At 67.1% G+C, this 11,027-nt stretch carries 8 protein-coding genes and 1 pseudogene; 4 read left to right on the top strand and 5 right to left on the bottom strand.

Annotation, left to right across the window (positions count from 1 at the left end; translation table 11 throughout):
* Positions 1-157 precede the first annotated feature (157 nt).
* From ACKAE7_RS19295 to ACKAE7_RS19280, 4 genes are all read right to left on the bottom strand, one after another.
* Positions 158-766: a hypothetical protein gene (locus ACKAE7_RS19295; protein WP_408980033.1), complete on the bottom strand. Its 609-nt coding sequence runs from the start codon at positions 764-766 to the stop codon at positions 158-160.
* Between the two features lie 191 nt (positions 767-957).
* The gene (locus ACKAE7_RS19290) at positions 958-4,473 is read right to left on the bottom strand and encodes an ATP-binding protein (RefSeq protein ID WP_408980032.1); all 3,516 of its coding nucleotides are present in this window, start codon (positions 4,471-4,473) and stop codon (positions 958-960) included.
* On the bottom strand, positions 4,470-5,228 hold the full coding sequence (locus tag ACKAE7_RS19285; RefSeq protein ID WP_408980031.1) for a DUF4194 domain-containing protein: 759 nt from the start codon (positions 5,226-5,228) through the stop codon (positions 4,470-4,472). Before ACKAE7_RS19285 ends, ACKAE7_RS19290 begins: the two co-directional genes overlap by 4 nt.
* Complete coding sequence (locus ACKAE7_RS19280; RefSeq protein ID WP_188810947.1) at positions 5,221-6,678, bottom strand: DUF3375 family protein; 1,458 nt, start codon at positions 6,676-6,678, stop codon at positions 5,221-5,223. The genes ACKAE7_RS19285 and ACKAE7_RS19280 overlap by 8 nt, the downstream gene beginning before the upstream one ends.
* A 240-nt stretch (positions 6,679-6,918) precedes the next feature.
* Between ACKAE7_RS19280 and ACKAE7_RS19275 the strand changes: the two genes are divergently transcribed.
* The 3 genes from ACKAE7_RS19275 to ACKAE7_RS19265 all read left to right on the top strand — a co-directional run bounded on the left by ACKAE7_RS19275 (position 6,919) and on the right by ACKAE7_RS19265 (position 10,226).
* Positions 6,919-7,221 carry a hypothetical protein gene (locus ACKAE7_RS19275; protein WP_188810946.1) on the top strand — a complete coding sequence of 101 codons (303 nt, stop codon included), beginning with the start codon at positions 6,919-6,921 and terminating at the stop codon, positions 7,219-7,221.
* Between the two features lie 61 nt (positions 7,222-7,282).
* Positions 7,283-9,325, top strand: coding sequence for an acyl-CoA dehydrogenase family protein (locus tag ACKAE7_RS19270; protein WP_408980030.1), 2,043 nt, complete (start codon positions 7,283-7,285; stop codon positions 9,323-9,325).
* A 64-nt stretch (positions 9,326-9,389) separates the two neighbouring features.
* A complete protein-coding gene (locus ACKAE7_RS19265; protein ID WP_408980029.1) occupies positions 9,390-10,226 on the top strand; it encodes a TIGR04086 family membrane protein in 837 nt (278 codons plus the stop codon).
* On the opposite strand, the gene ACKAE7_RS19260 is transcribed toward ACKAE7_RS19265, so the two are convergent.
* Positions 10,227-10,625 (bottom strand): YchJ family protein, encoded by a 399-nt coding sequence (locus tag ACKAE7_RS19260; RefSeq protein ID WP_190614576.1) that lies wholly within the window; start codon positions 10,623-10,625, stop codon positions 10,227-10,229.
* A 132-nt stretch (positions 10,626-10,757) separates the two neighbouring features.
* Between ACKAE7_RS19260 and ACKAE7_RS19255 the strand changes: the two are divergent.
* Positions 10,758-11,027 (top strand): annotated as a pseudogene (locus ACKAE7_RS19255) (hypothetical protein); the annotation flags it as partial.

Genomic DNA, 11,027 nt, shown 5'->3' with positions numbered 1-11,027 from the left:
GCCCGGTGGAGCAGGCGGACAGGGTGAGTGCCGCGGCGGCCAGGACGGCCGTGGCCTTGCCGGCTGATGTGAACAGCGTGCGGCGCGTGGCGCTGGGCCCGGGGAAGAGGGGGGAAGTCACGGAACTCCTTAAGTCATGAAGCGAACTTAAGTAAGGCTAGCCTACCCTCCGGTTCATTACGCAACGTTTCCGTGCCTTATTCCCTTTCATGACGAAGGACACAGTCCTGCCCCCGCCGAGCACCTTCCCGTCCGGCGAGACGGGCAGCCCTGGAGTGAGCCCCATGCGGTATTGTGCGGTGTCGCCGCTGCGGTCCACGAAGAACGACGAATGGGGCGTCGGCACGGACTTCCCCACCAGTCCCGGCACCGGGTCAGTCTCGAGTACGGTCCGGGCAGCAGAGCTGGCCACGACGTCGGCGATTTCTCCGGTGTATACGCTGACCCGCAACTGGCCGGCGGGATCGTACACCGAAGCAGTCCCCACGAACGGCGAGGCGGATGCCTCGAAGAGCTCAACCCGCCAGTCGACCGGGTGCTGGAACGAGAGCCGGCCATCCGGGAAGGTGAAGGTTGACAGGGCGGCGGCGGGAGCGGTGGAGGCGGGAGCGGACGACGGCGGCTGGCTAGCCGTGGGTGCCTGGACGGCAGGGCTTTCGGGGGTGCTCCCACTCCCTGCCGGACCGCCTGCCGCGCAGGCCGAGAGGAACAGTACCGCTGCGGTGCCCGCTGCCAGGAGGAATTTCACGCGTTGCGCTGGGCGCATGGGAGGGCCTTTCAAGAGGACGCCATCATTCTCTTGGGGAACAGGGCGGAACCCAGCATTCCGTAGTACCTATGGGATTTACTCAGGCGGATGAGGTGGTAAAGCCCAGAGTGGCACAGCAGAAATACCCCTCACCAGAGCTTAGACAATAATTCCATCGATTTGTTATAAAGCGGCCCGGCGGGTGCCTGCTAACGCAGGACGATGTCCACCGGGTTCGCTTCCGACCGCCATGCCCCCTCTTCACCCGGCCGCGGTGTGATGACCGGTGCTGTGAGCACTCCCGAGCGGTTGGTGCGCTTGTCCCGGAGGATTTCGGTGACGGAGCCAAGGTGCCGGGAGAGGTCAATGACGTTCTCGGGGGCGGCCAGCAGCAGCTGGAACCCGAACTCGTGCAGCGCCTTGATCCCGGCGCCGGCGAACTCCTCGGAAGCCAGCACAAAGGCCTCATCCATCATCACGGTGCCGTACGTGGTGAAGCCCTGCTCCGCGATGCCCAGCTGGTAGCTCAGTGCGGCAGCCATAATGAAGGCCGTGAACCGCTGGCGCTCCCCGCCGGACATGGATCCGGTATCCGCGTGCATAAACACCTCGGACTTTTTGGCGCCGCCCTTTTTGCCCGACGCCGGCCCGGCAACTTCGCGGTGCTCCTTGCACTGGATGAACAGGTGCCCGCGCACGTCCAGCACCTCGGCCCTCCACCGCCGGTCCTCCGGCGCCTGCGAGCCCAGCCGCTTCACCAGCGTCTCCAGCGACTTGTAGCGGGCGGTGAGCTCGGCGTCGTCGTCCCTTTCCCCGCCTGCTTCCACGCCTGTTTCCAAGCCTGTTTCCAAGCCTGTGGCGACTTTCCTGGACGCTTCGGATTTGGCCGGGCGGGTATGCCGGGCCTTCAGGGCGTTCTGGATTGCGTCCTTGAACTGCTTGGCCGTAGGAGGCAGCGTCTGCTTGATGTCCAGTTCAAGGAAGCTCCCCTCGTGGAAGTTGACCTGCGACAGGATGCCGTTGAGCGGCAGGATGCGGCTGGTGATGGAGCGCCGCTCCTCATCCAGCAGGTGCAGGAGCGTGCTGAAGGACTCGTGCGTGCGCTGGTTGAAGAACTGGCGGAACTCCGCTTCCTGGGCGGGGAGGCCGTCGCTCACAATCGCGTGATAGCGCGTCTCAAACTCGCCGGCAGCACCGATCGTGGTGCCGTGGTCTGCCGAGATGGCGCTCCCCCAGTCACGCACGAACGCCTCGAAGATGCGTGTAAGCCGTTCGGCGGTGGCCTGCCCGCGGGACTCGGCCGTGTGCAGTTCCGCCAGCAGGGCGGTGCGCACCCGGTTGGAAAGGTTGTCCAGCTCGTGCATCTCTGTCACATCGCCGAAATCGGCAAAGTACGGTTCCAGGGCAGTGACGGTGGCGTCCGACGGCGGCGCCTGGGAGAGGCGCTGGCGGGCACCTTCCAGCAGGGAATCGGCAGCGCTCAGCTGCCGGTCCAGTGCCTTGTACTCGCTCTGCAGGACGGCGGCGGCCTCGGTGCTGGACTGGTGTTTCTGCCGCACCTCCTCGATGCCGGCGCGCAGCGGTTCCAGGTCCGCCTGTGCCGCGAGGGCGTCTTTCAGCCGCTGCTCAAGCCGTGCGAGTTCCTCGGCCGCGACCGCCGCCGACACTTGGTCCCAGGAACGGTGGTCCTCAGCGATGCGGCGCAGGGCCTCAAGCTGCCGGGCCATGCCCTGGTGCGAGTCTTCCCGGCTTTGCGCCAGCTCTGCCGCCTTGCCCACTTCCTGCCGCAGGTCCTCCGCCTGCCCGGCAACAAGTTCCAGCTTGGCGGCGTTGTCGAACCCGAGGACGTAATCCTGCCGGCCGGTGAAGCGATCGTCCTTTTCCACGGTGTGGCGGTTGCGCTTCACCACGCCGCCCAGGCTGAGGCCGCGGTCCAGTGAGGCCAGCTCGTCCGGGTCCTCTACGCAGGGGTAGGCGAAGTCCAGCGCGATGCGCTCACGGATCCAGGAACCTGCCTCGGCCGCGACGCCCGTGGTGAGGATGTCCAGCTTGGTCAGCAGGTCGCCGTCGCGCACGTCCTCAAGCGCCAGCGCGCCGCCTGAAAGCGGCTTGGACACGTCCACCGCCCGCAGCGCGCCGCGCACGGCGTGATCGTTGAGGTACCGGGTGACCGCGGCGAAGTGCTCGCCCGGCACCAGCAGCGTGGTGGCAAGGTTGCGGAGTGCCCGCTCGGCGGCCGGGCGCCACTTCTCCTGCCCCTCGGCGAGGTCCATCAGTTCGCCGGCGAACGGCATCCGGTCATCCGGGATGCCGGTGGCGGCGGCAATCGCGGCCCGGTTTTCAATGCTCGACGGCGGCAGCAGCGACTTGCGCGTCTTCAGCGACACGAGTTCCTGCTCAGCCGCGGCCAGTTCGCGCTTCTTCGTTGCGTGTGCGTCGAAGGCCTCGAAGCGGAGTTCCTGGAGGGCCTGGGAGTCACTGTTGAGCTCGGCGGACCTTGCTGCCGCCTGCTCGTGCGCCTGCTCCCAGCCTTCCTCGGTCCACTCAAGCTGCAGGCCGGCGTCGGCCAGGGCCTGGCGCGCCGTCTCCTCCACCTGCTGGCGGAGCTTCAGCCCAACGCGGGCGTTTTCCAGGGACTGCTCGATCGCGGAGATGGCGTTGCCGCCCTGGTTGTTGTAGTCCGCCTCCAGCTGGCGCAGGTCCTTGGCCAGCCCGTCCCGGACAGTCCGCTCAGCACCCAGCTCCCTGGCCTTCGCCTGGGCCAATCCCTTGAAGCGCTCAAGCAATCCCTGGTGGACCGTGACGGCCAGCTTCTGCCTGTAGGCCTCGAACTCCTCACCGGCGAGGTCCCGCAGCCTGTTTGCGTCCAGCAGCGCCTGCGCATACTCCCGGTTGAGCCCGGGAATCGGGGCCAGCTGGTCCCGCTGCTGCCGGACGTCCTCCAGCCGCTGCCGGATGGACATCAGGTTGCTGAATTCCTCCACCACGTCGTCCGCCGCCGCGAGGGTGGCCGGGGCGTCCAGGACCTGGTCGCGGAAGAACGTGTTGACGCTGCCGCCCAGGCCCTTGCCGGCCTGGATGACGCGCAGGAGCGGAAGGGCCTGGTCCGAGTTGATGCCCAGCAGCCGGCGGAACCGCTCGGCGAAGGCCTTGTGGACGTCGAAAACCTGCGCTTCGGGAAATATCGTCTCCAGCGCAGCCTTGGTGAACCGCTTGTCCGCGATGCCTTCGAGCGCCTCCAGGTCCAGCGGATCGTGGTCGATGACGTAGAAACGCCCGACGCTCGACTCCGTGCCGTTCTTGGGGAGATCGAACAGTGCCGAGACGGTCACCCGCGTGCCGGCCGCGTTATCGAACGTCAGGGCAACGGCGGACCACGTGGCGCCCGGCCGCTGGAAGGCACTCGCCGAGCCCTCACCCACAGCCTTGTCCCCCACCTTGCCCCGCATGTAGGTGAACGTGGTCCGCTTGTCCTCGACGGCTCCGCCCGAACGCTGGGCAGCGGCCTCGTTGGACCTGGGCCGGGCATCGAAAACCCGCAGCATGGCATCGAACAGCGTGGACTTGCCCACGCCCGAATTACCCGTCAGCAGCGTGCCGTTGCGGTCCACGTGCATCGTGTGGGCTCCGTGGAACGTGCCCCAGTTGACCACCTGCACCAGGGCAAGGCGCATTTGGCCGGGGTTTGTCAGCTCACCTATCGGGAGCATGGAAGCGATGCTCACTGGGCGTCCTCCGTGTCCGTGTCGCTGTCCGGGGAAACGGCGTCTCCGTTGTCGAACTCCAGGAGCGCCTCCGTGCCCGCGGGGTCTGTGGTTGCTGCCACCAGGGCCTCTATCTGGGCGGGGATGTCGCCGATGTTCTCGAACGGCAGGGCCAGGGGCAGGGCGTTGGAGATGGTGTAGACGTCGTCCAGCCGTGTGGGGAGGAGGAGCTGGCGGGCCAGGAGCTTGGTGATGGCCCGGTTCACCACGTCCGAGTCCCGCAGTGCGTCCTGCTGGCCGGCGGGCTGGTAGTGCGCCACCAGGTCGGCGATTTCCTCGCGGGTGATCGTGGGGTCCGTCTGCGCGGTGACGTGGCGGTCCAGCAGCAGGCGCAGGCGGAGCAGCACGATGGTCTCCACCCGGCTGAGGGCACGCTGCTGCCGCAGGATGCTGGAGCGGGTGCTGCCGCCGATCGCGTCGGGGTCCACCGGGCGCAGGACGGCGATCTTGCGCTCGTGGTCCAGCTCCATGGTGAGGAACAGCTCGTACAGCCGGCTCCGCAGGATCACCTGGTTGTCCAGCAGGACGGTCCAGAGCTTTTCGTCCCGGCCGCCGTCCACATAGGGGCCTTTAAGGAGCTTCACCAGTGCCTGCCGCACCTTCATGGAAAGGACCCCGGTATCGCCGGGGAAGAGCGCGGCACCGTCAACGAAAGTGTCGCGTGGCGTGACGGCGAAAGGCCGCTCCGCCGTCGTCGTGGTTGTCTCTTCAGTCATCAGGATCCTTTGGAAGCGTGACCAGCGGCAGGTAGGCCCTGCGCGTGGTGCCGTCTATCTGTTCGTAGTCCAGGGCCTCGAGGCCCTGGTTGTCGAAGCGGGCGCCGGCGTGGAGCGCGTGCGAGAGGAGCGCGCGGATGGTGTTGATGTGCTGCTCCCCGGGCGGCAGCTGCTGCCACGCCTCCGAAAGCGTGGCAGCACCGGCCAGGGCCGCGCGCACCACCTCCGGCTTGGCCTTGCCGGTCCTCGGCGAGCGCACGCGGTCAGAGTCGCTGAAGGCGATGGGATCGGCAAGTTTGGGCGGGGCGGCAAACTCGTCGGGATCGAAGAGCTTCACCATGGACAGTGACTCGAACCCCGCATTGAAGAGGACCGGCCCGGGGACCAGGCCGGGGCGTTCCCGCTCATAGGGAAGGGACCTGATGGCCTGCTCCGCCTCCCGAAGGACCTGCCGGAGCCGGACGGACTGGCGGAAGTCATCGCTCTGGACGTAGGTGTTCAGGCTTTCGCTGAGCTTGCCGTAGATCCGCTGGATCTGGCTGTGCTGCTGGCGCAGTTCCGCCACCAGGTTCTTCAGGGTTTCCCTGTCCTCCGGAGAGAGATCGTCCGCGAACTGCCGGCCAAGGACCTCGCCGATGGCGGAGCGGAACCGCAGCTGCTGCTGGGGGTCCTCCAGGAACGCCGTGAAGGACCGGAAGGTCCGGCCCTCCGGGCTTTGGCGGAGGCGTTTGTCCGCTTCCAGCACCTGGGCCATGGTGGCGCCCTTGGTCAGGGACTCCTCGATGATCTGGTTGCGCAGTTCGCCTACCAGTTCCTCGATCCTGTCACGCATCTTCTTGTAGTCGGCGGGCAGGCTTGCAGCCAGGTCCAGGATGTTTCCCGCGGCCTCCACCGCCTCGTCGTCATCCAGCAGTCCGTCGAACTCGCCGCTGCTGATGTCCTGGATCAGCTGCTGGCGTTCTTCGATCTCCTCTTCAAGGGACTCCAGCCGGGCGCTCTGGTCCGGGTTGGTCTCGTTGGCAAGCTTTTCGACGTCCCCCAGCAGCGTGCCCAGGCGGGACCCGTTGAGCGTGGACCGTTCGCTGGAGAGGCTGTCCAGGAACGCCAGCACGCGTGCCGCGGGTTCCGTCACCTCGTAGACGATCTGACCGGACTGGTTGCGCCGCGTCAGGAACTGGCGGCGCGTCCATTCGTCGCCAAAGGACTTCCCGTTCGCCCCTCCACCCAGCCCGGGGTCCTGGCGGCGGAGCTCCTCAAGGAAGGAGTCGACGTCGGCATGGAATTCCTCCAGCGGCAGCTGCGGCCGGGTGCGGGTAAAGGAGGCCTGCAGTACCGCGATCACCCAGGGGGCCGAGCGCGTCAGCGCCCAGGCAGGTCCTTTAGTGAGGAGTTCGAGGTCCCGAAGCCGGGCGCTGATGGCATCAGCGGATGACCTGGCGGAGCGGGGCACGCACTCTCCTTGGACTGTTTGCGGGGGCTGGGCGGCGGCCTGGATCGGAAAACCGCCAACTACAAGGTTAACGCAGGCGCCGCGACCACTCCGTGACCTACTTGGCGGTAGTGTTTCGATCCCATATCAACAGGGCTTCCGGGCGGCTGTGGCTCTGGCTGGAAAGGGAGGCTCCCCCTACGCTCGTGCTACTGGTCTCAACCAACTCTTAACACATGCAACGTCGCAGCAGGGGGACTCATGCCGTTCGATCTGACAGCAGTGGACAACGCCACTTTGGTGTTCGTGGGCACGCTGGTATTCGGGTTTATCCTGGCCGCTTTCGTCCTGGCCTCGGGACTGGTGGCCCTGGTCCTATTGGGGGCCGGAAAATTGAGCTGGACGCTGGCGTCCAAAACGCTCCTGGCCGTGGTCCACGGCATTAATGCAGGGTGGGACAGGCTGGTGCACCACGCCGCCACGGTGGACGTTGCAGGCGATTTCCAGGCGCAGGCTTCCCCTAGCACCGGAACCTACCCGCGGGTAATCTTGAGAGACAGCTGAAGGGTTCTCCAACCCGGCGGATCCATGGCTACACCGGCCAATCCGGCCAAGGAGATGACCCATGAGCTCCGCCACTGACAGCCCCGCAACAAGCCCTGCCACCGGCCTCCCCACCTCCACAGGACCGGCAACAGACTCCCCCGCCGAGGAAACCCCAGTACCCGCAGGCAAGATCGGCGCCGGCGTCACGGCTGATGAGGCCCGCGCCGTGGCCGAGGCCGCGCGGGAATCCGGCTGGGAGCGGCCCAGCTTCGCCAAAGGCCTCTACCTGGGCAGCTTCGACCTCAGCCTGGTCCACCCCTGGCCTACCCCGGACCCGGCCTCCGTGGAACGGGGCGAAGCGTTCATGGCCCGGCTGCTGGAGTTCGCCGGCACCATGGACGGGCGGGTGATCGAGCGCGATGACAGAATTCCCGACGACTACATCCGGGGCCTGGCGGACCTGGGCGTTTTCGGCATGAAGATACCCCGGGAATACGGCGGCCTGGGACTGTCCCTGGTGTACTACGGCCGCGCCCTGGCCCTGCTGGGCAGCGTTCACCCGAGCCTCGGCGCACTCCTCTCGGCGCACCAGTCCATTGGGGTGCCGGAGCCGGTGAAGGTTTTTGGCACCCCGGAACAAAAGCGCGAGTACCTGCCACGCTGCGCCGCCGGTGCCATCACCGCCTTCCTGCTGACGGAACCTGACGTGGGCAGCGACCCCGCCCGGCTGGGCAGCACTGCAACGCCCACGGACGACGGCGAGGCGTACCTTTTAGACGGCGTCAAGCTGTGGACCACCAACGGGGTGATTGCGGAACTGGTGGTGGTGATGGCCGTGGTGCCGGCGCACACGGATGCTGACGGCACCCGGCACAAGGGCGGCATCAGCGCCTTCGTGGTGGAAATGGACTCGCCGGGCATCACGGTGGAAAACCGCAACGCGTTTATGGGACTGCGGGGCATCGAAAACGGCGTGACCCGGTTCCACCAGGTCCGGGTGCCGGCCGCCAACCGGCTGGGCCGCGAGGGTCAGGGCCTGAAGATTGCGCTCACCACCCTGAACACCGGCCGGCTCTCCATTCCGGCGCTGTGCGTGGCGTCGGGCCGGTGGAGCCTGAAGATCGCCCGGGAATGGTCCAACGCCCGGACCCAGTGGGGCAGGCCGGTGGGCGAGCACGAGGCAGTGGGCAAGAAAATCGCGTTCATCGCCGCGTCCGCCTTCGCCCTGGACGCGGTGTTCGAGCTCTCCGCCGAACTCGCTGACGCCGGCCAGAAGGACGTCCGGATCGAGGCCGCCCTTGCCAAGCTCTGGGCCACGGAGATCAGCTGCCGGATTGCCGATGAACTGGTCCAGATCCGGGGCGGCCGCGGCTTTGAAACCGCGGAATCCCTGGCCGCACGCGGCGAGCGCGCGGTTCCCGCCGAGCAGCAGCTGAGGGACCTGAGGATCAACCGGATCTTTGAGGGCTCATCGGAAATCATGCGGCTGCTGATCGCACGGGAGGCGGTGGATGCGCACCTGGCCGCCGCGGGCGACCTTGCGTCGCTGGACGCGAGCCTGTCCGACAAGGCGAGGGCCGCCGTCGGGGCTTCCAGCTTCTACGCCCGGTGGCTTCCCAAGCTGGTGGCCGGTGCCGGCATGGACCCGCGCTCCTACAGTGAGTTCGGGCGGCTGGCCAAGCAGCTGCGCTTCGTGGAGCGTTCGTCACGGCGCCTGGCGCGCCAGACGTTCTACGGAATGGGCCGCTGGCAGGCGAAACTCGAACGGAAGCAGGCGTTCCTGGGCAGGGTGGTGGACATCGGCGCCGAGCTGTTCGCCATGACCGCCTGCTGCGCCCGGGCAGAGATGCTGCTGCACACCGCACCCGAAAAGGCCGCCAGCGCCTATGAGCTCGCGGAGGCCTACTGCGAGCAGGCCAGGGTGCGCGTGGACGAGTACTTTGACCAGCTGTGGCGGAACACTGACGACGCCGACCACGCCCTCACGCGGAAGGTCCTCGCCGGGGACTACACCTGGCTGGAGGAGGGCGTCCTGGACCAGTCCGAAGGGACCGGCCCGTGGATCGCTGACGCCTCCCCCGGAGCCTCCCGGCGGGAAAACCTGCACCGTAAATACCGGTGACGCCACAGGTCACGAAATAGTAAGCATCCTTGCTATCACTGGTGGGTGATGCTTGAGTGGAGCCATGAGTAGCTCAACAGACCCAGAGAACCTGCCCCCGAGGCGTGCCCGCGAGGATGTTGACCGAACCGGGAGCCGCCGCGACGATGCCGTTGGCGGCGAGCCAACCCGCTCCTACCCGCAGGTGCCGGCAAGCGATGCCGCGCCGACCTCCACCTATGACCGGGTGCCGGACCGCACAGGGCGGGCCGGTGCCTCCGCCGAGCGGGAGTACGTTCCCACAGCTCCCGCGCCGGCGGTTGATCCCAACCTGACGGACCGGCAGACCGCCGTGGCCCGGGAAAAGGAACAGTTCGGCGGCATCAAGGTGGGCTCCGCCTTCTTCGGCTGGCTGACCGCCACCGGCATGGCCGTCCTGCTCACCGCCTTTGTGGCGGCAGCAGGAACGGCTGTAGGCCTGGCAACCAACACCGATGTCAATGAAGCTGTCAGCCAGGCAGCCCAGAACCAGGGCACGGTGGGCCTGGTGGGCATCATCGTCCTGCTGGTGATCCTCTTCCTGTCCTACTACTCCGGCGGGTACGTGGCAGGCAGGATGGCGCGCTTCAATGGCGCCAAACAGGGCCTCATGGTGTGGATCTGGGCGCTGATCGTGGCGATCCTTGTGTCCATCCTGGGCCTGGTGGCAGGGCAGCAGTTCAACGTGCTGGCCAACCTCAACAGCTACCCGCGGATCCCCATCAACGAAGGGCAGCTGACCACCACCAGCATCATCGCCGCCGTCGTGGTGGCCGCTGTTGCCTTGGTTGGCGCCGTCCTCGGCGGACTTGCCGGCATGCGGTTCCACCGCAAGGTGGACCGGGCCGGCTTCACGCCGGACAGCGCCTACGACAACGAGTAGTCAGCCGTGGACGTCCCCGTCCACGTAGAACCAGCGGCGGTTTTCCCGCACGAAGCGGCTGGTCTCGTGAAGGACCCCGCGTCCGTTGCCGTGCCGGTAGTGCGCCGTGAACTCCACCACGCCTTCGGTATCCAGCGGTCCTCCGCCGGACGTGGAGAGGATGGCCAGGCGCCGCCACTCCATCCCCGGATCCAGTTCCAGCTCCGCCGGCGCTGTCCGGGGGTGCCAGGTGCGCATCAGGTAGTCCGCGTCCAGCAATGCGAACGCACTGTAGCGGGAGCGCATGAGTTGCTCTGCGGTGGCAGCATCCGCCGCGCCCCGGTGGAAGCGTCCGCAGCACTGTCCGTACTGCTCCCCGGACAGGCACCGGCAGTTTTCCTGGTCGAGGGATGCCGTCATGCAAAAGATGCTGTCACACGCGGTAACAGCTTTGCTACAACCCGGGGCGCGCCCCGGTGTCCGGCGGCACGGCACCCCAAAAATCCGTAAGGTGGAGGGGGAGCCGGCGCCCTGGCAGAGAGGAGAGATGACGTGGAGAATCCGGATACGCTCATCCTCAACCTGACCTTCCTGGGCACCGTGGGCGTGGCATTCCTGATGTTCCTGGTCCTCTTCCTGCTGGGCGCCATCACCCTGGTCCTTGCGGGGCTTGGGCGCCTGGCGGCCGCGGTGCTGATGGCCCTGTTCGGCCGGCGCTCCCGAAAAGAATCCCTTCCCCTGGTGCGCTTCACCGGACCTGCCGGGAGCCAGCAGCAGGCGTCCGACGGCGGCGCCGGCGCGGAGTCCGCAGCCGGCCCGGCA

The organism is Pseudarthrobacter sp. NKDBFgelt, from assembly GCF_046097905.1.
GTDB lineage: Bacteria > Actinomycetota > Actinomycetes > Actinomycetales > Micrococcaceae > Arthrobacter > Arthrobacter polychromogenes.
Note: the sequence above shows the minus strand (reverse complement) of the source record. Positions and strands in the feature narration are given on the sequence as shown.